At 38.0% G+C, this 23,955-nt stretch carries 21 protein-coding genes and 2 pseudogenes; 17 read left to right on the forward strand and 6 right to left on the reverse strand.

Going from position 1 to position 23,955, the window contains the following annotated elements; translation table 11 throughout:
• The first annotated feature begins 1 nt into the window (after window position 1).
• From AAC851_RS15135 to AAC851_RS15145, 3 genes and pseudogenes are all read left to right on the forward strand, one after another.
• The gene (locus AAC851_RS15135; protein ID WP_125502261.1) at window positions 2–1,522 is read left to right on the forward strand and encodes a hypothetical protein; all 1,521 of its coding nucleotides are present in this window, start codon (window positions 2–4) and stop codon (window positions 1,520–1,522) included.
• 21 nt (window positions 1,523–1,543) lie between these two features.
• Window positions 1,544–2,008 carry a hypothetical protein gene (locus AAC851_RS15140; protein ID WP_125502263.1) on the forward strand — a complete coding sequence of 155 codons (465 nt, stop codon included), beginning with the start codon at window positions 1,544–1,546 and terminating at the stop codon, window positions 2,006–2,008.
• Window positions 2,009–2,026: 18 nt separating this feature from the next.
• A pseudogene (locus AAC851_RS15145) lies at window positions 2,027–5,245 on the forward strand (RHS repeat-associated core domain-containing protein); the annotation flags it as partial.
• A gap of 21 nt (window positions 5,246–5,266) precedes the next feature.
• Here the strand turns inward: AAC851_RS15145 and AAC851_RS15150 are convergent.
• Window positions 5,267–6,121: a tetratricopeptide repeat protein gene (locus AAC851_RS15150; RefSeq protein WP_125502265.1), complete on the reverse strand. Its 855-nt coding sequence runs from the start codon at window positions 6,119–6,121 to the stop codon at window positions 5,267–5,269.
• Window positions 6,122–6,207: 86 nt separating this feature from the next.
• On the opposite strand from AAC851_RS15150, the pseudogene AAC851_RS15155 reads away from it, so the two are divergent.
• The 6 genes and pseudogenes from AAC851_RS15155 to AAC851_RS15180 form a co-directional block, all read left to right on the forward strand.
• Window positions 6,208–7,710: pseudogene (locus tag AAC851_RS15155) on the forward strand (RHS repeat-associated core domain-containing protein); the annotation flags it as partial.
• Window positions 7,711–7,987: 277 nt separating this feature from the next.
• A complete protein-coding gene (locus AAC851_RS15160) occupies window positions 7,988–8,728 on the forward strand; it encodes a tetratricopeptide repeat protein (RefSeq protein ID WP_340601008.1) in 741 nt (246 codons plus the stop codon).
• Between the two features lie 449 nt (window positions 8,729–9,177).
• Window positions 9,178–9,696 carry a tetratricopeptide repeat protein gene (locus AAC851_RS15165; RefSeq protein ID WP_125502266.1) on the forward strand — a complete coding sequence of 173 codons (519 nt, stop codon included), beginning with the start codon at window positions 9,178–9,180 and terminating at the stop codon, window positions 9,694–9,696.
• Window positions 9,697–9,903: 207 nt separating this feature from the next.
• The gene (locus tag AAC851_RS15170) at window positions 9,904–10,650 is read left to right on the forward strand and encodes a tetratricopeptide repeat protein (protein ID WP_125502268.1); all 747 of its coding nucleotides are present in this window, start codon (window positions 9,904–9,906) and stop codon (window positions 10,648–10,650) included.
• Window positions 10,651–10,838: 188 nt separating this feature from the next.
• A complete protein-coding gene (locus tag AAC851_RS15175; RefSeq protein ID WP_125502270.1) occupies window positions 10,839–11,291 on the forward strand; it encodes a hypothetical protein in 453 nt (150 codons plus the stop codon).
• Window positions 11,292–11,342: 51 nt separating this feature from the next.
• On the forward strand, window positions 11,343–12,296 hold the full coding sequence (locus AAC851_RS15180) for an RDD family protein (RefSeq protein WP_125502271.1): 954 nt from the start codon (window positions 11,343–11,345) through the stop codon (window positions 12,294–12,296).
• Here the strand turns inward: AAC851_RS15180 and AAC851_RS15185 are convergent.
• The 4 genes from AAC851_RS15185 to folE2 are packed head-to-tail and all read right to left on the reverse strand — an operon-like array spanning window position 12,279 to window position 15,521.
• On the reverse strand, window positions 12,279–13,634 hold the full coding sequence (locus AAC851_RS15185; protein WP_125502273.1) for a dihydroorotase: 1,356 nt from the start codon (window positions 13,632–13,634) through the stop codon (window positions 12,279–12,281). The genes AAC851_RS15180 and AAC851_RS15185 overlap by 18 nt on opposite strands.
• The gene (locus tag AAC851_RS15190) at window positions 13,624–14,184 is read right to left on the reverse strand and encodes a gamma carbonic anhydrase family protein (protein ID WP_125502275.1); all 561 of its coding nucleotides are present in this window, start codon (window positions 14,182–14,184) and stop codon (window positions 13,624–13,626) included. Before AAC851_RS15190 ends, AAC851_RS15185 begins: the two co-directional genes overlap by 11 nt.
• Before the next feature lie 21 nt (window positions 14,185–14,205).
• A complete protein-coding gene (gene hisI, locus AAC851_RS15195; RefSeq protein WP_100833796.1) occupies window positions 14,206–14,625 on the reverse strand; it encodes a phosphoribosyl-AMP cyclohydrolase in 420 nt (139 codons plus the stop codon).
• Window positions 14,619–15,521, reverse strand: coding sequence for a GTP cyclohydrolase FolE2 (gene folE2, locus AAC851_RS15200; RefSeq protein WP_100833795.1), 903 nt, complete (start codon window positions 15,519–15,521; stop codon window positions 14,619–14,621). Before folE2 ends, hisI begins: the two co-directional genes overlap by 7 nt.
• A gap of 110 nt (window positions 15,522–15,631) precedes the next feature.
• On the opposite strand from folE2, the gene AAC851_RS15205 reads away from it, so the two are divergent.
• From AAC851_RS15205 to zigA, 3 genes are read left to right on the forward strand one after another with little or no spacing between them, the layout of a single operon-like run.
• A complete protein-coding gene (locus AAC851_RS15205) occupies window positions 15,632–16,345 on the forward strand; it encodes a D-Ala-D-Ala carboxypeptidase family metallohydrolase (protein ID WP_100833794.1) in 714 nt (237 codons plus the stop codon).
• Between the two features lie 6 nt (window positions 16,346–16,351).
• Window positions 16,352–16,750, forward strand: coding sequence for a transcriptional repressor (locus AAC851_RS15210; protein ID WP_100833793.1), 399 nt, complete (start codon window positions 16,352–16,354; stop codon window positions 16,748–16,750).
• A gap of 15 nt (window positions 16,751–16,765) precedes the next feature.
• Entirely contained in the window at window positions 16,766–17,989 is a 1,224-nt protein-coding gene (gene zigA / locus AAC851_RS15215) for a zinc metallochaperone GTPase ZigA (RefSeq protein ID WP_125502277.1), read from the forward strand.
• A 63-nt stretch (window positions 17,990–18,052) separates the two neighbouring features.
• On the opposite strand, the gene pcaU is transcribed toward zigA, so the two are convergent.
• Window positions 18,053–18,877 carry an IclR family transcriptional regulator PcaU gene (pcaU, locus tag AAC851_RS15220; RefSeq protein ID WP_100833791.1) on the reverse strand — a complete coding sequence of 275 codons (825 nt, stop codon included), beginning with the start codon at window positions 18,875–18,877 and terminating at the stop codon, window positions 18,053–18,055.
• A gap of 250 nt (window positions 18,878–19,127) precedes the next feature.
• On the opposite strand from pcaU, the gene AAC851_RS15225 reads away from it, so the two are divergent.
• From AAC851_RS15225 to pcaD, 5 genes are all read left to right on the forward strand, one after another.
• A complete protein-coding gene (locus AAC851_RS15225; protein WP_340601009.1) occupies window positions 19,128–19,814 on the forward strand; it encodes a 3-oxoacid CoA-transferase subunit A in 687 nt (228 codons plus the stop codon).
• Window positions 19,815–19,824: 10 nt separating this feature from the next.
• The gene (locus AAC851_RS15230; RefSeq protein ID WP_075315381.1) at window positions 19,825–20,478 is read left to right on the forward strand and encodes a 3-oxoacid CoA-transferase subunit B; all 654 of its coding nucleotides are present in this window, start codon (window positions 19,825–19,827) and stop codon (window positions 20,476–20,478) included.
• 115 nt (window positions 20,479–20,593) lie between these two features.
• Window positions 20,594–21,802: a 3-oxoadipyl-CoA thiolase gene (gene pcaF, locus AAC851_RS15235; RefSeq protein WP_325772299.1), complete on the forward strand. Its 1,209-nt coding sequence runs from the start codon at window positions 20,594–20,596 to the stop codon at window positions 21,800–21,802.
• Between the two features lie 8 nt (window positions 21,803–21,810).
• Window positions 21,811–23,166 (forward strand): 3-carboxy-cis,cis-muconate cycloisomerase, encoded by a 1,356-nt coding sequence (pcaB, locus tag AAC851_RS15240; RefSeq protein WP_075315385.1) that lies wholly within the window; start codon window positions 21,811–21,813, stop codon window positions 23,164–23,166.
• Window positions 23,163–23,948, forward strand: coding sequence for a 3-oxoadipate enol-lactonase (pcaD, locus tag AAC851_RS15245; RefSeq protein ID WP_075315387.1), 786 nt, complete (start codon window positions 23,163–23,165; stop codon window positions 23,946–23,948). Before pcaB ends, pcaD begins: the two co-directional genes overlap by 4 nt.
• Window positions 23,949–23,955: the final 7 nt, after the last annotated feature.

Below are 23,955 nucleotides of genomic sequence, written 5' to 3' on the forward strand. Positions count from 1 at the left end.
CATGGCAAAATATGATCAGCCTCGCGTTGCGCAATTATATCTCAGTGAATTTCCTAAACATGTAGATATTAGAAAGTATCGTTATCGAGTGACTGTAACTTCTCAGGATAAAAAAAGAAGCCTTGTTTCTGACGAAAATACATTTATACCACATTCTCAAAAAACAAGACCAATTGAGGTATATAATGACACAGACAAAGTTCAAATTGATATTTATCTGAATAAGATTTGGGTGGGAGGTTATATTTTAAGACATTATCAAAAGAATGCAAAAATTGCTTATGATCAAGCAAAGATTAAATCAACAACAGCATCAAACTCTGAGCAAAAGAATCATATAAAAGAGGTCAAGATATCGCAAAATGCAGAAGTAGGATGGAAACTTATAAAGAAAGAGCAGACTTTTGATGAGCTATTAAGAGAAGTTTATAAAAAAGTACCAAATCATTCTGAACTGGATATTTTTAGACATGCAAATGCACATATCAGTGATTTGCAGGATTTAAATCTTAATAAAAAAGTAAAACCTGGTCAGATTATCCTGATTACAAATAAAAAGAGTTCTCCCGAGCTATCTGAACATAAAAAGTTAGCATTAGAGGCAGAACATATTTTTCAAAGGTATAGTCGGGATAAAAACTTTGATCCAATATTTTTTGCTAATAATTTTGAGCTATTATTGGACTATTTATCATTTGCCCAACAAGTTCAAGTTGCACGTCTTGAGTATTTAAAAACGGTTGATGGGCATAAAGAATCGTATTGTGATCCTATAACACTCAACCCAAAAGTAGAGTCTGTTAATTCAGCAAGTTTATACTCAGCTGAGACGAAACCAAAATTAGATGATTTAAAGTTCCAGACAGCAAATATACAAGCAGTAAATAAGTTAAGTGCAGATTTGAAGAATGTACAAGCAGAATATGAAAACTTTCTAAAAGATAAAAAATTAAGAAATAACTCTGCTAGCCATAAAAGATTTATTCATCAAAAGCATGATTTATATCAGAAACTAAATACAGCATTAATGCAAAATTTTTCTATTAGTCATGAAAATAAAGACTATGCTAGAGTTTTACGTAATGTTGTTAAAGATACATCTGGTGTTCGTGGATCAAGTTTTATGGGTGGCTTGAAGTTAAACGTTAAAGCTATGGAAGATATTGCAAAGGCTTCAATTTCACTTAAAGTAGGGGGGTATCTAGTACTAGGTTATGTTATAGCCGATGCTGGACATAATATTTATGGAGCCTACCAAACAGATGATATGAACTATACGGTTAAAGTCACAGTGAATGAAAGCTCAAAAATTGTTGGTGGGATTGCTGGGGGATGGGCTGGTGCATATTTAGGAGGAAAAATTGCAACAGGTATTGCAATTGTACTTGGGGTTGCAACTGGTGGAACAGCTATTGTAGTTATTGGTGGAATTGGGGCTGTAGTAGGCGGGGTGAGTGGTGGGTATTATGGAACAATAAAACTAAATGAAAAAGTGAATGAACATGTGACTAAAATTTGTTAACTATTACAAGAGAGTTTTGATATGTCTGTTTATCAGGAAATGGTGTCTAATTTATTAGAGGACCCTATGGTTGCAACTATGATTATAGCAATCTTTTTTAGTGCATTTTTAGTTGTTTTTATTATTATTTATAATAAAATTTATATAAAAAGACATAGGGATGATTTTTTAAATTTATATTATGGAACAACGAATGTTTCTAAAGGGATATTAAATAGTTTAGATGTAATCACCTTCTTTTTTTTGACAACTTATGATGTTCAGTTAATATTAAATAATATTTTTAAATATAATAAAAACAACCCATTTCCAAGTATTAGAGATAAAAAAACTCCAATGAAATTGACTCCTAATGCTTATATCGAAAATATTGATAACTTTAGAAAAAACCACAATCGATGGATGTTTATCAATTGGATTATAAATTTTTTAATAATTCTTACTTTTGCAGTATTTATCTTGATTGACCTTTTTTATAAAAGATAACTTGTAAAAATATTCGTTGATGAACAAGTTGAGCCTTTAGCGCGTTATCAATATGATACCCAAGGCAATTTAATTGAAGCCATTGATCAAAATGGTCATGTCCGAAACTATGAATACAACCATTTCTATCAACTCACACGTTATACCGATCGTACAGGGCGTGGGCAAAATATTCGCTATGAATCAACTGAAGCCAAAGCTAAAGTAATTGAAGAGTGGGCAGATGATGGTAGTTACCATACCAAACTCAAGTGGCATCCTCGCTTACGTCAAGTTGCTGTTTATGATGCCTACGATGTTCCGACCAATTACTATTTTGATCTGAATGGATTTACCTACCGTACTCGTTTAGCAGATGGACGTGAATCATGGTACAGCCGTGATAGACAAAAACGTATTACCCGTCAAATTGATTTTGAAGGGCGAGAAACCCAACAAGAATACAATGATCAAGATCAACTCAGCAAAATCGTACAGCCAAATGGCGGAGTAATCCGTTTTGCCTACGATGAGCAAGGCAATTTGGTCGAAACAAAAGACCCTGAAGGCAATATTTGGAAACGAGAATATGATGCTAAGGGTAATATCAGTAAAGAAATAAATCCTTTGGGGCATATCACACAATATAAATACAATAATGACAATCAATTGATCGAAGTGATTGATGCGAAAGGCGGCAGCAAAAAAATTCAATACAATGAATTAGGACAAATGACCTCCTATACTGATTGCTCAGGCAAAAGCAGTACTTGGGAATACGATGAAGAGGGTTCGTTAACTACCGAACAAACTGCAAATAATAAGGTCGTTCAGTACCTTTACAGCACTCAAGGTCGAGACAAAGGACAACTCCAAAGTATTGTTTACCCTGATGGATTAAAAGAACATTTTGAACATGATGAAGAAGGGCGTTTACTCAAACATATTGATACTAAAGGTTTAGTGACTGAGTACCAATACAATGCCACAGGATTACTCGAACAACGCATCGATGCTAATCGACATCGCATTGGCTATCAATGGGATAAACAGGGACGTATCAAAAAACTAATCAACCAGAACAAAGCAGAATATTTATTTGATTACAATCAATATGGTTATTTGGTACGTGAACAAGCTTTTGATGGAGAAGAAAAACACTACAGCTATCATGATGAGAGTGGCAGGTTATCTGAAATCCGACAGCCTAATATCCTGACCCACTTTGATTATTACGCTGATGGACAAATCGCATCGAAAAGCTTTACCCATTTACATACAGGAAAGAAGCAAACAGAACAATTTGATTACAATCTGAACAGTCAACTGAGCCGAGTCAGTAATGAGGTTAGCCAAATTGATTTTTATCGCAATGCCCTTGGGCAATTGGTGCGAGAGCATCAGCACTACAAAATCGCAGGGCTTCGTCCACTTACTGCGGTGTTACGTTATGAATTTGACGAACTTGGTAATCTAATTAAAACAATCCGCCCAGATGGACAGGAACAAGCCAATTTGAGTTATGGCTCAGGACATTTGTATGCCATTGCCCTGAATAAACAGGACGTGGTTTCATTCCAACGAGATGACTTACATCGAGAAACAACACGCCTATTGGCAAATGGACTCATCCAAACTAAACACTATAATGACGTTGGTTTACTCAGTTCACAACTGATTCAGCCTGAACAAGAAACGCAAGACTATTTACAGTACCAAGCGCATCGACATTATCATTACGACCAAAACTACCTACTAAACCAAGTTGAAGATAGCCGTTTGGGTAAGCTCAACTATCAATACGATCCAATTGGGCGCTTAATCACAACACAAAGCGCACATAAAACCGAGAGTTTTAGCTTTGATCCTGCGGGTAATTTGATCGACCCTGTATCCGCATCTAGTACGGCACAAATTAAAAACAATCTGGTCAGAAGCTATCAAGGAAAACATTACCACTACGATGCACAAGGCAATGTCATAGAGACTAAACAAGCAGGTAAAACCCTCAAATTGACATGGGACAACCAAAATCGATTGATTCGCAGTGATCGCAATGGTCAAGTCACTGACTACGGTTATGATGTATTTGGGCGCAGACTTTACAAGAAAACGGTAGATGCGCTGACCTTGTTTGGTTGGGATGGCGATTTGATGATTTGGGAATCCCGCAAATCAGAACAAGACAGTTTTACCAAGCACTATCTGTATGAACCGAATAGCTTTGTTCCACTGTTGCAAGCTGGATATAAAGATTTTATTCAACTGATCGAAACACCAGACTATGCTGAATATCAAAGTAAACCTTATTCGGTTTATAAAGATCCTGTATGGCGCAATGATACCCGTAAAAATCGAGTGGATTTAGAGCAGATCACTTTTTACCATTGTGATCAAGTCGGTACGCCGCAGACTATGACCAATGCAAGAGGTGAGTGTGTTTGGGAAATTACCCAAGATACTTGGGGTAGCACACTCGACATCAAAACAGTAAATTCAGATAATCCATTTGAGCAGAGTAATCTCAGATTCCAAGGTCAATATTACGATCAAGAAACAGGATTGCACTATAACCGTTATCGTTATTATGAACCTCATAGTGCAAGATATGTGAGTAAAGACCCGATTGGGTTAAATGGAGGAATGAATACTTCTGCTTATGTGAGTGATCCAACTCAATGGGTTGATCCGATGGGGTTGCAGCAGAAAAAACAGTATTCAGGAGTGATGGGAACCAATATAGCAATGGAATCTTATAATAGAAATAATAAAGAAGAAAATGCCAGCAATGGAGTTTCTACTGAACTATTAAAACAAGGTGTGGAGAAATACGCAAAAGGTAAGTCAGTAGGAGGTTCCGCTACAGTAGGTGTTGGTATTGGTATTTATGCAAATTATAAAGGTAATGGTGAGAGTACTTTAACAATGGAGCGAAAAGTCGGGATGGGATATGAATACGGCATGTTTGAAGAGGATAAAAAATGGAAATTAAAAACTGGAGAAAAACAAGTTAATAGAGAATATGTTGAATCATGTGCCGCAACTGGTAAAGCAAAATATTGTGCAGGGTCACATACGGATAAATTCAGTCCTTATACTTATAAATCTAAAGCTGTTGGTCGTAGTCGTATGCAGGGGATAACAATTAGTCAAGGTAAAGAAATGATTGGTAATCCTAATGGTCCATCTATTATTCATCAACCAGTAGGCCATACTTGGGATTTAGGCGCTCATGGTTTCCCTTCCACCTACTATTAAAGGGAAACCTAATTCAAGGTGTTATTTCATTTGAGATAATTCTTCGGATGCATAAGAGTTTCCAGCTGCAGCTGATTTTTCAAACCAAGTACGGGCTATGGATAGATTTTTATCTACACCTAGTCCGTCTTTGTGGATTTTTCCAAGATGGTATTGTGCATTATCTTCTCCTTGATCTGCGGCAGCTAAAAACCATTTACGTGCTTGTGAATAATCCTGTTTTACTCCATCTCCCAATAAATACATAAGTCCTAGGTTATATTGTGCATCAATTTCACCTTGTTGTGCCGCTTTTGTATACCATTTGGACGCCTTTATTTTATCTTGTACGACACCACGTCCGTGCAGGTACATATTTCCTATATTATTCTCTGCAGCAGAATATCCTGCATTAGCCGCATTTAAATAATATTCAGCAGCCTTGGTTGGATTTTCATTTATACCTATTCCATCATTATAGAAATTACCAAGTTCGTTTAAGGATGGGATATCACCTAAAGCAGCAGCTTCTTCAAATAGTTTTTTTGCTTTAGGTAAATCATTTTGAACTCCTGACTCACTACTGAAAAGTACTCCTAAATTATATTTAGCTTTTGCATATCCTTGCTTTGCTGCTAGGGTATACCAATTTAGTGCTTCAAAAGTATCTGGGCGAATATCCCCATAACCATTTGTGTAAAAAACACCCATATTGTATTGTGATTCTGGGTCACCGTTTTCAGCTTTTAAGCGGATATCATGTACATCAATATTTGTATTATTCTGACTGGAATTTTGTTGCTCATTACTCCCATCTGTATGTGTAACTGATTTTGTACATCCTAAATTCAGGATACTTAGTAGACATATACTAAGAAAAATTCTTTTTGATAACATCTTCTTATCTCAAATAAAATAACTAAAACTAATTTACTATATGAGAGCACTATTTTCTCTATTTAAAACATAAAAATAACATAAACAAAGACCTGTTACAGTACCAAGCGCATCGACATTATCATTACGATCAAAACTACCTACTAAACCAAGTTGAAGATAGCCGTTTGGGTAAGCTCAACTATCAATACGATCCAATTGGGCGCTTAATCACAACACAAAGCGCACATAAAACCGAGAGTTTTAGCTTTGATCCTGCGGGTAATTTGATCGACCCTGTATCCGCATCTAGTACGGCACAAATTAAAAACAATCTGGTCAGAAGCTATCAAGGAAAACATTACCACTACGATGCACAAGGCAATGTCATAGAGACTAAACAAGCAGGTAAAACCCTCAAATTGACATGGGACAACCAAAATCGATTGATTCGCAGTGATCGCAATGGTCAAGTCACTGACTACGGTTATGATGTATTTGGGCGCAGACTTTACAAGAAAACGGTAGATGCGCTGACCTTGTTTGGTTGGGATGGCGATTTGATGATTTGGGAATCCCGCAAATCAGAACAAGACAGTTTTACCAAGCACTATCTGTATGAACCGAATAGCTTTGTTCCACTGTTGCAAGCTGGATATAAAGATTTTATTCAACTGATCGAAACACCAGACTATGCTGAATATCAAAGTAAACCTTATTCGGTTTATAAAGATCCTGTATGGCGCAATGATACCCGTAAAAATCGAGTGGATTTAGAGCAGATCACTTTTCACCATTGTGATCAAGTCGGTACGCCACAGACTATGACCAATGCAAGAGGTGAGTGTGTTTGGGAAATTACCCAAAATACTTGGGGCAGCACACTCGACATCAAAACAGTAAATCCAGACAATCCGTTTGAGCAGAGTAATCTCAGATTCCAGGGTCAATATTACGATCAAGAAACAGGACTGCACTATAACCGTTATCGCTATTATGAACCCCATAGTGCAAGATATGTGAGTAAAGACCCGATTGGGTTAGACGGGGGAATGAATACTTCTGCTTATGTAAGTGATCCGAATTATTCAACCGATCCATATGGGCTTTCTCCTGATATTACAATTCCTGGATTAAAAGGAGATCCAAGGATGAAAGATCGGACTCCATTGGTTCAAGCAACTGATAGAGCATTGAATGGAACAAGTGCTAACGCTAGTGCTGCACTAGGGCTAGGCATTACACATAGTACAACTTATGCAGGTGGGGGGCGTGCTGTGCATTCTACAGGACGAACTTTAGGTTTAGGTGTTTCTGCAAGTACAACACGAGATATACTTAGTGTTGGGAATAAACCTGATGGTAGATATATAGAGGCTTGCGGAGGAATTGGTGCAAATTGGTTTGGTCAAATTTGCGGTGGTTATTCATGGTCTGGTAAGACATTTTATGGTGTTATAAAAGGTGGAAGTGGTGCAGGAGCTGGTATAGGAGTCACTGATGGATGGCAGAACACCTCAGATTATATGCCAGAACAACCAATATATACTATTCCGCCAGAAAAAATGCCAATTATTCCAGCCCAGCCTTTTAATTTCCCAAGGTTTTAAATATATGGAAATATTGTTTTATTTAAGATGGATTGTGGTTTTTTTATTTATATGCACATTTATATTGATGATATATTTGCTGTATAGGTATTATATTTGCAATAACTTAGCAAGTGATGTATGGAATTTTTTTCAAAGAGTAATAGCTTTAACGGAGTAATGAGAGATATTGTTTTTAGAAAGAAAAATAATAACCAAAAAATTTCTAAGCTAATTATATTGGTGTATTGGCTTGTTGGTTTGTTTTTTTGCTTGAGTATTTGGAGTGTCGGTTATTATGAAGTCAATTTTATATAGTCTTATAAGTTGTTTTTTTATGGTGGGAACTACTTATGCATGTGAAAAAATTGAATATTCTGATCAAATTAAAAAGGATAATTTTGATATAAATATTTCAAATATTCAAGGGGATTTTAAAAGAGTTGATGATTTAATCTATAAGTTACCGGATGGATTTTATAAGGAATATGTTTTAGGTGTAAGCTTTTTAGATGGTAAAAGAAAGTTAATAGATTTAAAAAAAGCTGAAAATCATTTGAAAAAATCTGCTAGGTATTGCTTCTCACCTGCACATTATTCTTTGGGGTATTTGTATTATATAGCAGGTGCATTAGAAGATTCTAAGAAATGGTTGCTTTCGGCACAGAATCTTGGTGATAGTTTAGCTGCATATCAGTTGGGTTTAATATATAAAAAAGAAAATAATCCTGAAAAGATGCTGGAAAGCTTAGAGTTTTCTGCAAGAAATGATTTTACACCCTCAATTACAGAGTTGGGCGTACAGTTTTATGATGGTGATCTTGTAAGAAGAGATTTTATAAAAGCATTTAAATATTTCGAGAAGGCGGCCTCTAAAAATGATTCATTAGCTCAGAATAATTTAGGATGGATGTATGAAAAAGGAGAAGGCGGAATTAATAAAAATAAGGAAAGAGCTTTATATTGGTATAAGACAGCTTATGATAATGGTTTTTTAGGAGCAGCTGAAAACTATAATAGGCTATTAATTGAAAAGTAATAAATCGATAGTAAGAAAAATTAAAATAGATTCGGAAGTGAAGATTCGGGAGATAGTTAAATACAGAAAACCAATTACTATCTCTATGAACCGGATAGCTTTGTTGCATTAACATGCAAGATAAAAGGTTTTACCGACTGATTGAAACATCACCTGATTATGGTGAATATCAAAGCAAACCTTATTCGGTTCATAAAGATTCTGTGTGGCGTAATGATCGCTATAAAAATCGAGTTAATTTAGTACAGATTAATTTTTAACGTTGGGCTACTTTAAAGACTGTAGAGTTGAGGCGAAATGCGAAAGTCAGTGTAAGAAAAGAAGGGATGAAGAAATGAAAAGATTACAGGAGCTTGGTGAGAGATATCAAAAAGAAAACCCTGTTTATTTAAATGTACCTCCGAGTTCTCAATGGTTTCCGTCAAGTTTTTAATTTTTGGAGTCTGTAAATGAAATTTTCTTATTCTATTTTTTTAACCTTATTGCTGGTAAGTGGTTGTAGTAATGGTATATCGACAAACAAGATTCCTGATTCAGAGAAAATTGAATCAAGTGAAAAAAACTCTTATCAAAAATCAAAAAAATATTCTGAAGCTGGTGATAATGAAAATTATTTAAAATCTTTAGAAGCATCTGCTGAAAGTGGGGATGTAATCGCCCAAAATGAATTGGCTGGATTGTATGCATTTGGTGAGGGTGTACCAAAAAGTGGAGAAAAATTCATTTATTGGTCAGAGTTAGCTGCATCTAAGGGATATTCACTTGCTCAACTTAATTTAGGCACAGCCTATTTTTTTGGAACTAATGGAGTAACTCAAGACTTGGTAAAAGCGGAAAAGTGGCTAACACTTGCTGCAAGTAATAATGAAGAAATTGCTAAAAATTATTTACAGCAAATAAAGAATAATCAAATACCAGATGCATCAATACCAGATGATATAAAACTACTTATGGAGAATGATAAGTAGTTTGGCTTATTTACTCAAGCTGATCTTGCCCTATGACGCGTATTCTATATAGCTTGGGGCTTCCTAATCTATTGATGAGTGTTAATGGTCTAACCTAATGAAAGGTCCCATAAGATTAGTTAAATTTAAATTACGTGTTTAGTTATCAAAAAAGTTTTTTGTGAGATAATAGTCATTCAAAATGAAATTCTAAGCGTTTGTATAAAAATGTTAAAAAACAAATTGTTGCTGGGTTCAACTAGCATTGTTATATGTAGCTTAATTGCTTGTACAAATTTGAATAAACAGGACAAGTTCCCTACGCTCGAGGAAGAGTGTAAATTAGCAGGAAGTAGTAGTAAGCAGTGTGAAATTTTTAATTTAAAAGATCTATCCTTAGATGAAAAAGAGAATCTAATGGGATGGGTCTATCTAAATGGGTTAGATAATATCAAACCTAATTATGATAAAGCTTACTATTGGTTTGAAAAGGCTGCAAAAGCTAATAACCATGAAGCTATAAACTCATTAGGTATGATTTACTTTGCTGGGTTAGGAAAAGATAAGAATTTTCAAAAGGCTGAAGAATATTTTTTAGAAGCAAATAAGTATGGTAGCAAAGATGCTAAATTGAACTTGGCAGAACTATATAGAGTTAAAGATTTTGGTCGATCACCAGATTTTGAAAAAGCAGAGAGTTGGTATTTATTAGGGGTCCAAGATAATCCTTCACGGGCATATGAGGGTTTATCAAAAATGTACTTAGATCAGGAAAACTATGAAAAAGCATTTATTTTTTCTGAAAAAGCTGCTGAACTAGGTAATCCTGAAGCACAATATAATTTAGGTGTTTTCTTTGAGCAAGGCGTGTTTGTAAAAAAAGATAAAAAGCAAGCTGAATATTGGTATGAAAAAGCAGCGAAACATGGACATTTGAACGCAATTAATAATTTAAATATTCTTGGAAATAAATAAATGGCGAGGCTTTATTATGTGACTTTTTATCATAATGAACTTTAGTTTATAGGTTTCTATAGAAAGATAATGTTTAATAGGCTTTTAAATATTTTTTTCTTATCAAGAAATAATATATTTAAATAAGTTTTTTGAAGGTGTGTGAACGTTTTTTACTAAAATAAAAGAAAGGTTGAAAGAGAAGATGAATGTTAAATAAAATTAAAAAAATCTTGTTTGTAGTTGGAGCATTGTTCTTTATAGGATGCTCTTCAATTGAGAGAGAATCCTGCGTTGATATTTTTAATAATAGGGTTGTTGTTCTAACGCGGGATATTCAAGTTGTTAATTCAATTACCCTTATTGATAAGAATATTTTCTGTGGTAATCAGCCTTCTAGTAATTTTTATGATAATTTAGATACGTTTCTGTCAGGACTAAATAATAATCAGAAAAAGGACTTTTATGCCACTTTATTATTTTCTGAGTTTCACAGGAACTATAATGGTGGGGAGTTTGTTGATTTCTTGTTAAGAAATAAGATTGATATTTTTGACCAATACATTGAAATTATAAATGATCAAGAGCTGTTATCGAAAATGAAATATACAGATGAAGAATTAAAGAATCTTAAAGTAATAGGGAATGCATTAAAAGAATAGATGAACTCAGTAAATTACAATATATCTAACGACTTCATAAGGGAAAAAACATTGTCTTTGAATACACCTTACATCGCTGGTTTTTGGCGTAGATTGTTTGCTTTCATCCTCGATGCGTTACTTATCAGCATGTTTTGTGGGCTGATTGTTAGTATTTTCTCGAATTTCCTACATCAGCACCCAATTATTTCTATTCTGGCAGGGTATGTATATGTCATTTTATATTTCGGTTTATTAAATAGTCATTTAAACGCTGGAAAAACAGTTGCGAAACAGCTTTTAAAAATTGAAGTCATCAGTTTGGATGGTAAACACCTTTCAGTTCCCTCATCTATGGTGCGTGCAGCAGTTTTATTTGCACCTATGTGTTTAATGTCTTTAAGCGCATATTTCTCGAATACAATCTTTTCTTGGGGTATCGGTCTCTTATTAATCTGTTTACAAGCTCTAATTGTATATTTCTATATTTTTAACCGAAAAAATCGCCGTTCAGTCCATGATTTTATATCAAAATCGATAGTCATTAATGCTCAGCAAAATCATAATAATCTACAAATACCAAGCATGTGGGCAAAACATAAAATCTTTGCAGCTTTAACGGTACTTGTTTGTTTAGTGAGTGGGATATCTTCGGCTGTCTCGCAAGAGCAGAATAATGAGATGACAAATATGCAACTTAAAGAGATGCAACCAGAAATTCTTCATATTAAACAAATTTCTGATACGAATTTCAATTTTTTCGACATTCAAATAAATCGCCCTGAAAAGCTCAACAATCCTTTTTTTGCACAACAATTTGTAGAAAACTTACAAAGGATCAATCCCTTATTCAAAGATGAGCGTAGTGAGATTTTCTTAATTTTAAGAACTCAACTTCAATTTGGTCTAGTTTCAACGGGGCAATATAGTACTTACACCGTTGAGCAGACCAAAACTGGACTAAAAATTGTAGAACAAGCGAGTTCGGAGTTTAATCAAATATCCTTCCTATCGATCAATTTCTAGTGCTTTTCCACGGCAACTCAAAAACAATTGATTCTGATGCCACGCCAGTTGCCCAGAAACAATGGTGGTATCAACTTCATAAGGAAAGGTTTTATCTTGGAATGGTGTCCAACCACATTGCATATAATTTTTTTGATCTTTGACCGCGATCCTATGCGTATTTTCTTTGAGTAGAACGAGATCGGCCCAATAGCCCTCACGAATATAACCACGATCTTTGATCTTAAATAAGTCTGCAACTTGATGAGATGTCTTACGCACCATCGTTTCGATACTGAGTTTTCCATCTGCAACCAGTTCCATCAATGCGGGCACAGCATGTTGTACCAGTGGCAGACCTGAAGGTGCATTCATATAGCATTGTTGTTTTTCATCCCAAGTATGTGGTGCATGGTCTGTCCCGATAATATCCAAACGATTACTGTTGGAAATTGCATGGATCAAGGCCTCTTTATCCTGTGACGTTTTGATTGCAGGATTACATTTTATTAAATGCCCAAGAGCAGCATAGTCAGAATCATCAAAACTGAGATGATGAATACAGACTTCGGCTGAAATATGTTTTTGATCTAAAGGTAGTTCCTTAAATAAACATAATTCTTTGGCTGTGGTCAGATGTAAAACATGCAGTTGAGTTCCATATTTCTCAGCTAAGGAAACAGCAAGTCGAGAACTTTCAAAGCAAGCTTGTTTATCTCGAATTTTAGGGTGCATTGCTGCTGGAATATTTTCGCCATATTTTTCCAAATACAGTTTTTCCTGATCTTTAATCCGAGGCGTATATTCACAATGGGTCAATAAGATAGTCGGTACATTGGCAAATAAACGCTCTAAAATTTTAGGATCATCGACCAACATATTGCCGGTTGATGCTCCCATAAAGACTTTGACACCACTGACTAATTTAGGATCAAGTTGTTCAATAATGTCTAAATTGTCAGAACTCACGCCAAAATGAAATGCGTAATTTGCCATGCTATGTTGCGCTGCGATCTGCTTTTTTTGTGCCAGTGTCTCTAAGTTCAATGTCGCAGGATTGGTATTGGGCATATCCATATAACTAGTAATACCACCAATGGTTGCAGCCATAGATTCAGAGGCAATATTGCCTTTTTGGGGTGAGCCAGGATCTCTAAAATGAACTTGATCATCAATCATGCCTGGGATTAACCAAGCACCATTGGCATCTATGGTTTTCGCATTGAAAACGCCCGTGATATTGCTAGCAATTTTCTCGATTCGTCCATCTTGAATCAGTACATCGGCAATGTACTGTTTATCTTCATTGACTAGATTGGCATTGCGAATAATGATCTTGGGGAATTGTCTAAAATTCATTGTGCAATGCCTTATATCCTTTGACTAATTCGATATTGGTGCTCACCACACTTTCAGAAAACTCACTGATTGAAACATCAACAGACGGATATAGGCTCAAATCTGTTTTGGGATTGATATAGCTCATGGCAGGAACATAAAAGTGACTCGGTAAATCACGCCCGTCGACCACTGCATTGTGTCGGATCGCGCTATGATCACCGACTTTGCAGTTGAATAAAACGCTATTAAAACCAACAAAAACATGGCGACCAATCTCACAAGGACCATGAATAATCGAACGATGTGCAATCGATGAATTTTCTCCAATTGTCACTGCTGCACCTGCTTTGGAGTGAATCACCACACCATCTTGGATATTGGAGTTAGCACCGATAATAATCGGTTCCATTTCGCCATGTTCATCGGTTTCATCAGCACGAATTACGGCATAAGGACCAATGAACACATTGGCATGTACGATGACTTTGCCGCAGATAATCGCGGTTTGATCGACATAAGCAGATTGATCGATAACAGGCAAATGACCAGATGGATTTTTACGTAGCATAGAATTACCGCTTAAAATAAGTTAAATCACAGGTTGAGTTAAAATCGTCACTTGATCTGTATTTAGACCAAGATAAAAACAAGTCGGGCGTAGGGTGTGGCAGGCTGGACCAGTTTGATTAACGAAAAACAATAGGCAGTCTCCATCACAATCGAGTCTGGCATCCGTCAAATATTGACGATGACCTGAACTCTCACCTTTACGCCATAAACACTTTCGTGAGCGCGACCAATAACACACTTGTTTGGTTTGCAAGGTTTCGATTAGAGCTTCTCGATTAACCCAAGCCATCATCAATACATCTTTGCTTGTTTGATCTTGAGTGATCGCGGGGACAAGACCTTCTTGGTTCCATTTGATCTGTTCAAACACAGCTTCAAAATCAAATTGTTGTCCTAAATTTCCCTGTTCCATCTGCTCGAAAATAGAATGCTTTACCATTGCCATGAACCTTGAGCCACAGCATCATGCGCATGCAGGCTTTCTGCATGAATGACTTTGAAATTAAAGCCTCTAATACTTTTATGATTTAAAAATGTGCCATATAGCCGTCGTAAGGCATCTTCACAAAACATCAGGTTTTGACCATTGGCAATTGCGAAGGCCTGTTCATCGATACGTTTAACGGCAGTCTGAACAGGTGTCATGAGAGCTTGTTCAGCTTGATTAATAAATAAAATCAGTGGGATATGTTGGATATTTTGATCAAGTCTGAAATTAAGAATCGCAAAGCTTCTTTGACTATGTGGTGTTGCAGCAATCGCATCTGTACTGCTTAGCCAATCTAAAATTTCCTGCTGATCTAAACGAATGTCTTGATTGTTTAACGCCGATTCAAAACGTTGTTGAATAATGTTTCTTGCAAGAGCAGCCGAGCATGGGCAGGTTGATGAATAGGGAATCTCAACTTTTAGTTCTGCTAAAAACTGCCCATCTAAAAGTTGGCATGACAAAACAAAAGGATAACTTTTCCAACCTGAAAGCTTGCTGATCAATGCAGGTCGTTCGATATACAGTTCGCTATGAATTTCAATTTTTGCATGTTTGGATAGATCACGATGACTTTCTAAAAAGTCTTGTAATAATGACTGCAGATCGATCAAGCTCAAATTTTCAATCGAACTCAGTTCTAATAGTCGCGTATACAAGCGTGACATATGAATCCCTTTGGCTAAGGGATCGTCCAAACTGACATAAGCATTGATTTGACTTTGACATAGCGTATTTTCGATACGAACGGGTAATGCAATTTTTTCCATGCCAACCCAATCTAGGCAATGGCTATAAGCTTTGGGTAAAGTCGATTCAGCTGAAATATCTGGAAGAGCGAGATTCATTTGTCTAATGGCTTACGTTGTAATGTTTGTTGTAATGTTATAACATAACAGTAAGCATCGACAAGCGCGTTGCGAAGTAAATTCGATTTAAGTGATGCTGGCGAATCAAAATGAAAAAAATCTACATGCTCGGATTCATTTGTGGTCTGTCTGCTTGTCAGTCTTCGTATCAAGAGATCCGACCGCAACCTCTACCAAAACTTGAATCGAAACATATGATTCCCAAAGTGATTCTGCAAGAAAAGCGTATCCCATCTTCGTATCTCCAGTGGGCAATGCAGGCTCAGCATCAACAGCAAATCCAAGCTTATAAAAATTTCTTGAAAACCCAAGGGATTGATTCTTTTATTCCAGATTTTGAGTTTTTTCAAACAGCGAGAGATTGGCAAAAGTGTAATTACGCTGAATATGAAGTTCCACCAAGAGAACTCTGGAATAACAGCATTCCGACTTTAAAGATTCTGAAGCAATTGGTCGAACAAAAACGCATTGATCAGTTTACGGTGACATCTGTGTATCGAAACTATGCATTGAATCGGTGTGCAGGTGGGGCAGGTGGATCTAAACATGTGTTTAATGCCGCATTGGATTTTCGTATAGGTAGTGAGAATCCAGATTCAATTGAACAAATCCGTATCGAAAATACAAAAAAGAAGCTTTGTGAATTCTGGATAGAGCAAGGTGAAGCATTAAATATGGGTTTAGGTGTGTATGCATCAGGACAAATCCATATCGATACAGCAGGCTATCGTACATGGGGAGTCGACCATCGGTACACTTCTTCACCTTGTATGAATAATTCTTTTAATAATAACAATGAGTAAATTGCAATGAAGCTGACGATCGCCCAACAAAATATTTTAGATATTTTAAAAACAGAAAATAAAGCCATGAGTGCTTATGAGTTATTGGAGAAGGCCAAACCTTATGGCTTTCAAGCGCCAATTCAGATTTATCGAATTCTGAAAAAACTGTCAGAACAGTGCCTGATCGTAAAACTAAATACCTTAAATATGTATGTGCTAGACCAAGCCGAAATTTCAGCGAGTTATCGGCTTTTTACCGTGTGTACCGAATGCCAAAGCGTGCAAAGTATAGCCATTCCACAACTTAAAACCTGTGTGGAAAGCACCATCCAAGCCAAACAATTCAATCCAAGATACCCATATTTAGAAGTATTGGGTCAATGTTTCTCATGTCTTTCCAAACATGAAACTCAACATATTTAATCAGTGAGAACGCCAATGAATCATTCTTTAGCCACTCCAAGCAAACTTCCTGTGACCGTCCTATCTGGTTTTTTAGGTGCAGGAAAAACCACGTTGCTCAATCATATTTTGAACAATCGTGAAGGGCGAAGAATCGCCGTAATCGTCAATGATATGTCTGAGGTGAACATTGATGCGGCATTAGTTCGTGAGGGCGGTGCTGAATTATCACGTACAGATGAAAAACTGGTGGAAATGAGCAATGGTTGTATTTGTTGCACCTTACGAGAGGATTTGTTGATTGAGGTACGCCGTTTGGCTGAAGACAATCGCTTTGATCAATTGGTGATTGAATCAACAGGAATTTCTGAACCTTTACCTGTTGCAGAAACATTTACATTTGAAGATGAAAATGGTGTTTCACTGAATGAATTTGCGCGTTTGGATACCATGGTGACTGTGGTTGATGCTTATAATTTTTTAAAGGATTATAGTTCGCTGGATAGCTTAACTTCACGAGGTGAATCATTGGGGGAAGATGATGAACGCAATGTGGTTGATCTTTTAATCGACCAGATTGAGTTCTGCGATGTGATTGTGTTGAATAAAGTTGATTTGATTAATCGTGAAGAAAAAGAAAAATTATTTGGCATTCTACATTCACTCAATCCAAGAGCGAAAATTGAAATTGCTGAATTTGGGCAAGTGAAGCTAGATAAAATTCTAAATACTAACTTATTCGATTTTAATGAAGCAGCTCAAGCGCCTGGTTGGCTGAAAGAACTCAGAGGTGAGCATACACCTGAAACCGAAGAATATGGGATCAGTAGTTTTGTTTACAAAGCAAGAAAGCCTTTCCATCCACAACGGTTTTTTGATTTTGTAAACTCTGAGTGGAAAGGTGTGATTCGATCAAAAGGATTTTTCTGGCTTGCTTCCAATCCTGAGTTTGCAGGTTCGTGGTCACAAGCGGGTGCGATGGCTCGACACGGTGTAGCAGGGTACTGGTGGGCAGCCGTACCAGATGAACATTGGCCAGAAGATCAACATAGTCGTGATGCAATTGAAAGAAATTGGGATGATTTAACAGGTGACGCTCGACAGGAAATAGTTCTGATCGGTATGGATATGGATCAAGATGCACTAACGGCGCAGTTTGATGCATGTTTATTAACAGATGACGAAATGGCACTTGGTGCAAAAGAATGGGAGCAATTTGACAATCCATTTACGGGTTGGACAGATATGATTTTAAAATAATTCGAGAAAATAAAGTTAAGCTCTAATTTACATTTCTATTTAAATTAGAGCTTCTTTTACGCTTTAGATGACATGTCTTAAATCTCGAGAAGTTTCCAGCAATAATGGCAAAATGTGAGTAATTAAATAATCTTTAGTCGTTCGCATGGTTGGCGATACGATATTCAACGCTGCAACAACATCAGCATTTGAATCATAAATAGGCACCGCAACAGCGTGTACACCCAGTTCATGCTCTTCACATGAATAGCACCAATCTTGCTCTTTGATTTCATGCAGTAGCGCCAAAAACTCCTCACTTTCGGTATGCGTATATTTAGTAAGTCGTTTTAGGGGATATTTTTCTAACCATTGTTTCTGTTCATCTAAATCAAGATGCGCAAGTAAAATTTTACCTGCTGATGTGGCATGAGCGGGCAACCGATTACCAAGATGTAGACCATATGGGTTAACGCGATCTGTTTGTTGATGCGCTGCACTTCGTGCGATGGTAATTGCTTCATATCCATCTAACACCATCACTGAATAAATAAGCGAGGTCTGATTGGTCAATAAATTTAATAACGGTTGACAAATTTTGGGGAGTGGGGATCCATCTAAGTAAGCACCTGAAAATTTTAGAATTTTAGGGGCAAGATAATAATAATGTCCATCAAACTCCAAATAGCCTAAGTATTCCAAAGTAAGTAGATGACGTCGAGCAGCGGCACGTGTCATGCCTGTCTTTTCAGCAGCTGTACTGATATTTAGACGATGACGTTCTGGACCGAAACACTCGAGGATGGTTAAACCTTTAGCTATACCTGCAATGAAGTCTTCATGTCGAATTGACTTCTTATTCTCACTGTGATGAATCAATCGAACAGTTTTTTCTTGATCATGATCCATATGATGATAACTCCAATCTGCAATTTCAGTTGCTCATTTCCATTCTAATCAAAAGCTGACTGTTTTACTTGGATAATGTTCGATCATCGAACATAATATATATATATCGAACAAAATACACTTTAAAGCATAGAAGTGCGTCCAAAATTTATCAAGAATAAATACAAGCAATCCGAACAGAACACTCAACTTCATTGGCCCGTTTTTCGGCCTGAAAGATTGAGTGACTTATCGTACAGGAAGTAGTCAGATGATTGATAAGAGTACAGCCTCATTGGTTGAGGTTTTATCCCAAATAAAAGATGGATCGACCATCATGATCGGTGGCTTTGGAACCGCAGGACAACCTGCTGAACTCATCGATGCTCTGATTGAACTCGGGGTTAAAGACCTTGTCATCGTCAATAACAATGCAGGCAATGGCGATTATGGTCTTGCCAAACTCCTAAAAACAGGTGCAGTCCGTAAAATCATCTGCTCTTTCCCACGTCAGTCTGATTCATGGGTGTTCGATGAACTCTACCATGCAGGCAAAATCGAATTAGAACTCGTCCCACAAGGCAATCTCGCTTGCCGTATCCAAGCTGCTGGGATGGGCTTAGGGGCGGTATTTACACCGACTGGCTTCGGAACATTATTGGCAGAAGGCAAAGAAACCCGTCATATCGACGGCAAAGACTATGTACTGGAATATCCAATCAAAGCTGACTTTGCCTTAATCAAAGCTCACAAAGGCGATCGTTGGGGCAATTTAGTTTTTAATAAATCGGCACGTAACTTTGGACCGATCATGGCCATGGCTGCAGATGTCACCATCGCTCAAGTTTCTGAAGTAGTAGAACTCGGTCAGCTTGATCCTGAACACATTATTACCCCAGGGATTTTTGTCCAGCATGTGGTTGCTGTTAAAGCAACATCACCTGTCGCTGCGCAATAAGGAGAATAACATGAGCTATCAAAAACTCAGCCGTGACCAAATTGCAGAACGTGTTGCACAAGATATTCCTGATGGTGCCTATGTCAATCTAGGTATTGGCTTACCGACCAAAATTTCAAAATACTTACCTGCGGATAAAGATGTTTTTCTGCATTCTGAAAATGGCTTATTGGCATTCGGTCCACCACCAGCCAAAGGTGAAGAAGACCCTGAACTGATTAATGCAGGCAAAGAGTATGTGACCATGCTCACAGGGGGATGCTTTTTTCATCATGGTGATTCCTTTGCCATGATGCGTGGTGGTCATTTAGATATTGCGGTACTGGGTGCATTCCAAATCGCAGCCAACGGTGATCTTGCCAATTGGCATACAGGAGCAGCCGATGCGATTCCTGCTGTGGGTGGTGCAATGGACTTAGCTGTAGGTGCAAAGAAAGTTTTTATCACTACGGATCATGTCACCAAACAAGGTGAACCTAAGATCGTTGAAGCGCTGTCTTATCCAGCAACAGGTTTGAAATGTGTCGATCGTATTTATACCGATCTGTGTGTGATTGATGTGACCACAGAAGGTTTAAAAGTGATTGAGAAAGTGGATGGTCTGAGTTTTGAAGAACTACAGGCGTTGACGGGTGCTCGATTGATTGATGCGACTCAAGCTTAAGGATTGAAATCCCCCTAAATCCCCCTTTGTTAAGGGGGAACTTCATCTAAATAATAGAGTGAGGTTTCCCTCCTTTTAAAAGGAGGGATTAAGGGAGGATTATAGGGAAAAACATATGAAAAACGCTTATATCATTGATGCGATTCGCACCCCATTCGGTCGTTATGCAGGTGGTTTAGCACCTGTACGTGCTGATGATCTTGGTGCAGTTCCGATTCAAGCCTTAATGCAACGTAATCCAATGGTCGACTGGCAACACGTGGATGATGTGATTTACGGCTGTGCCAATCAAGCGGGTGAAGACAATCGTAATGTGGGGCGTATGTCCGCATTATTGGCTGGCTTGCCTTATCAAGTCCCTGCAACCACAGTAAATCGTCTTTGTGGTTCATCCTTAGATGCGATTGCCATGGCTGCACGTGCAATTAAAGCAGGTGAAGCAAATCTCATTATTGCGGGTGGTGTCGAGAGTATGAGTCGTGCGCCTTATGTGATGGGTAAAGCTGACAGTGCTTTTGGTCGTAGCCAAAAGATTGAAGACACCACAATGGGTTGGCGTTTTATCAATCCAAAGCTCAAAGAAACGTATGGTGTAGATACCATGCCACAAACTGCAGAAAACGTGGCAGAGCAATTTAAGATTAATCGTTTTGATCAAGACCAGTTTGCCTTGGTGAGCCAACAACGTACTGCAGCAGCGCAAGCCAAAGGCTTTTTTAAACATGAAATCGTTCCTGTCACGATTCCTCAACGTAAAGGTGATGCGGTTGTTGTCGATACGGATGAACATCCACGTGCATCGACCACGATTGAAGCATTGACCAAACTCAAAGGTGTTGTGAAAGCAGATGGAACAGTGACTGCGGGTAATGCGTCAGGTATTAACGATGGTGCAGCAGCGATTTTGATCGCTTCAGATGAGGCAGTTGCTAAATATCAACTTAAACCACGTGCCAAAATCATTGCAGCCACGACAGTGGGTGTCGAACCCCGCATTATGGGTTTTGCCCCTGCGCCTGCAATCAAAAAGTTACTCAAACAAGCCAATCTGACCTTAGAACAAATGGATGTGATTGAGTTAAACGAAGCCTTTGCAGCTCAGGCATTAGCGGTGACTCGTGATTTAGGTTTGTCAGATGATGATGCCCGTATCAATCCGAATGGTGGTGCGATTGCTTTAGGTCATCCACTCGGTGCCTCAGGTGCGAGATTAGTGACCACAGCGCTGAACCAACTTGAGCAGATCCAAGGACAATATGCTTTGTGTTCGATGTGTATTGGCGTGGGTCAAGGCATTGCCTTGATTATTCAGCGTGTTGAGTGAGGTGTGAAATGAGCCAGTTATATGCCAGCTTGTTTTATCAATCAGATGTGACCACTATTTTTAGTGATCGTTCTTTATTGAGTTATATGATCCAAGCTGAAGTGGCTTTGGCAAAAGCACAGGCTCAGGTCAATGTCATTCCTCGTGAAATGGCGACGATCATCGAACAAGTTGGGCAATCTGCTTTAACACAGATCGATTTTGATGCTTTGGTGGTTGCAACAGGTTTGGCTGGAAATATTGCTATTCCTTTTGTTAAGCAATTTACAGCCATTGTAAAGCAGCAAGATGAACAAGCTTCACGTTATGTGCACTGGGGCGCAACCAGTCAAGACATTATTGATACGGCAACGATTTTGCAGTGTCGTGATGCTTTAGCCATGATTGAAAAGCAACTTCAATCTGCATATCAAATTTGTTTGCAACTGGCTGAACGTTACCGTGACCAAGTGATGATTGGGCGTACATGGTTGCAGCAAGCTTTGCCGATTACATTAGGACATAAGTTTGCACGTTATGCAGCTGCATTAAAACGTGATCTTGATCGTTTACAGGCAATGAAAACTAGAGTGTTCACCGCCCAGCTTGGTGGTGCAGTAGGTTCATTAGCATCTTTGCAAAATCAAGGTTCTGCTGTAGTTGAAGCTTTTGCAGCCGAACTAGGACTTACGACGCCTGAATGCACTTGGCATGGCGAGCGTGATCGTATTGTAGAGATTGCTAGTCTGCTTGCCATGATCGTGGGCAATGTTGGCAAGATGGCAAAAGATTGGTCATTACTCATGCAGACTGAAATTGCTGAAGTTTATGAACCAACTGCAAAAGGGCGTGGTGGTTCATCGACAATGCCTCACAAGCGCAATCCAGTTGCAGCCGCTTCAATTCTTGCCGCTGCAAATCGCGTTCCAGCGCTGATGGCTAGTGTTTATCAAAGCATGGTTCAAGACCACGAACGTGCTTTAGGTGCATGGCATGCGGAATGGTTAGCGATACCTGAAATTTTTCAACTATGTGCTGGCGCATTAGAGCGTAGCAATGAAGTATTACAGGCTATTGATGTGAATGCCGAAGCGATGCAACACAATCTTGACACGACTCAAGGTTTGATCATGGCTGAAGCAGTGATGATGGCACTTGCTAGCAAGATTGGACGCTTAAATGCACATCATGTGGTTGAGCAAGCATGTCAGCAAGCAGTTGAACAAGATACGCATTTGAAAAATATTTTATCCAACTTAGATGAAGTGAATGCTCATTTCTCAGCTGAAGCATTGGATCAGCTTTTCCAGCCTAAGTCATATTTGGGCAATATCCAAATGCAAATTGATTCTGTTCTCAAAGCAGCTCAAGGAGATTCAAAATGATGATCAATATTCATAATCGTCAAGGATATCAACTTGCAGTGCAAGTGCAGGGTCAGAAAGATGCCCCAGTGATTGTGTTTTCTAATTCGCTTGGAACCGATCATGGGATGTGGCAAGCACAGGTTGAAGCATTGTCAGAACATTATCAAGTCGTGACTTACGATACGCGTGGTCATGGTATGAGCCGTGTGATTGAGCAAAGCACTTTGCAAAACCTTGCTGAAGATGTGGTGGATATTTTAGATGCGCTCAGGATTGATAAAGCACATTTCTGTGGCATTTCAATGGGAGGCATAACTGGATTGTATCTCGCGATTCATCATTCAGATCGCTTTTTGAGTGTCACAATCGCAAATTCTGCTGCAAAAATAGGAACTGCTGAAGCATGGAATAATCGTGCGGACAGTGTAGAGCAACACGGTTTGGCAGAGCTTGTTAAAACCACACATACTCGTTGGTTTAGTGAGCATTTTGATTATGCTCATGATGTTTTAGCACAGAAAACCATTCAAAGTTTAGCTGTTACACCTGCGCAAGGGTATGCCAATGCATGTCGTGCTTTGGCAGGGGCAGATCTAAGAGATCAACTTCAACAGATTCATATCCCAACTTTAATTATTGCTGGTCAATTTGATCCAGTAACGACGGTTCAAGATGCTGCTTTTATGCATCAGTCTATTTCACAAAGCCAGATTGAGATTTTGGCAGCTTCTCATTTATCGAATATTGAGCAACCTCAAGTCTTTAATCAAGCATTGTCTAAGTTTATTCAGAAAATATAACCAGTTT

The sequence above is a fragment of the Acinetobacter sp. HZNU-JH01 genome (genome assembly GCF_037996845.1).
In the GTDB taxonomy this organism is placed as follows: domain Bacteria; phylum Pseudomonadota; class Gammaproteobacteria; order Pseudomonadales; family Moraxellaceae; genus Acinetobacter; species Acinetobacter haemolyticus.

What these genes read in the sequence shown, in the direction of transcription:
- AAC851_RS15160 (WP_340601008.1), top strand. Translation starts at nt 7,988, where the DNA reads ATGAAGTCAATTTTATATAGTCTTATAAGTTGTTTTTTTATGGTGGGA.
- AAC851_RS15210 (WP_100833793.1), top strand. Translation starts at nt 16,352, where the DNA reads ATGAAGCTGACGATCGCCCAACAAAATATTTTAGATATTTTAAAAACA.
- AAC851_RS15140 (WP_125502263.1), top strand. Translation starts at nt 1,544, where the DNA reads ATGTCTGTTTATCAGGAAATGGTGTCTAATTTATTAGAGGACCCTATG.
- pcaD (WP_075315387.1), top strand. Translation starts at nt 23,163, where the DNA reads ATGATGATCAATATTCATAATCGTCAAGGATATCAACTTGCAGTGCAA.
- AAC851_RS15150 (WP_125502265.1), bottom strand. Translation starts at nt 6,121, where the DNA reads ATGTTATCAAAAAGAATTTTTCTTAGTATATGTCTACTAAGTATCCTG.
- AAC851_RS15175 (WP_125502270.1), top strand. Translation starts at nt 10,839, where the DNA reads ATGTTAAATAAAATTAAAAAAATCTTGTTTGTAGTTGGAGCATTGTTC.
- AAC851_RS15225 (WP_340601009.1), top strand. Translation starts at nt 19,128, where the DNA reads ATGATTGATAAGAGTACAGCCTCATTGGTTGAGGTTTTATCCCAAATA.
- AAC851_RS15170 (WP_125502268.1), top strand. Translation starts at nt 9,904, where the DNA reads ATGTTAAAAAACAAATTGTTGCTGGGTTCAACTAGCATTGTTATATGT.
- AAC851_RS15205 (WP_100833794.1), top strand. Translation starts at nt 15,632, where the DNA reads ATGAAAAAAATCTACATGCTCGGATTCATTTGTGGTCTGTCTGCTTGT.
- AAC851_RS15185 (WP_125502273.1), bottom strand. Translation starts at nt 13,634, where the DNA reads ATGAATTTTAGACAATTCCCCAAGATCATTATTCGCAATGCCAATCTA.
- AAC851_RS15135 (WP_125502261.1), top strand. Translation starts at nt 2, where the DNA reads ATGGCAAAATATGATCAGCCTCGCGTTGCGCAATTATATCTCAGTGAA.
- zigA (WP_125502277.1), top strand. Translation starts at nt 16,766, where the DNA reads ATGAATCATTCTTTAGCCACTCCAAGCAAACTTCCTGTGACCGTCCTA.
- AAC851_RS15190 (WP_125502275.1), bottom strand. Translation starts at nt 14,184, where the DNA reads ATGCTACGTAAAAATCCATCTGGTCATTTGCCTGTTATCGATCAATCT.
- AAC851_RS15230 (WP_075315381.1), top strand. Translation starts at nt 19,825, where the DNA reads ATGAGCTATCAAAAACTCAGCCGTGACCAAATTGCAGAACGTGTTGCA.
- pcaF (WP_325772299.1), top strand. Translation starts at nt 20,594, where the DNA reads ATGAAAAACGCTTATATCATTGATGCGATTCGCACCCCATTCGGTCGT.
- AAC851_RS15165 (WP_125502266.1), top strand. Translation starts at nt 9,178, where the DNA reads ATGAAATTTTCTTATTCTATTTTTTTAACCTTATTGCTGGTAAGTGGT.
- folE2 (WP_100833795.1), bottom strand. Translation starts at nt 15,521, where the DNA reads ATGAATCTCGCTCTTCCAGATATTTCAGCTGAATCGACTTTACCCAAA.
- hisI (WP_100833796.1), bottom strand. Translation starts at nt 14,625, where the DNA reads ATGGTAAAGCATTCTATTTTCGAGCAGATGGAACAGGGAAATTTAGGA.
- pcaU (WP_100833791.1), bottom strand. Translation starts at nt 18,877, where the DNA reads ATGGATCATGATCAAGAAAAAACTGTTCGATTGATTCATCACAGTGAG.
- pcaB (WP_075315385.1), top strand. Translation starts at nt 21,811, where the DNA reads ATGAGCCAGTTATATGCCAGCTTGTTTTATCAATCAGATGTGACCACT.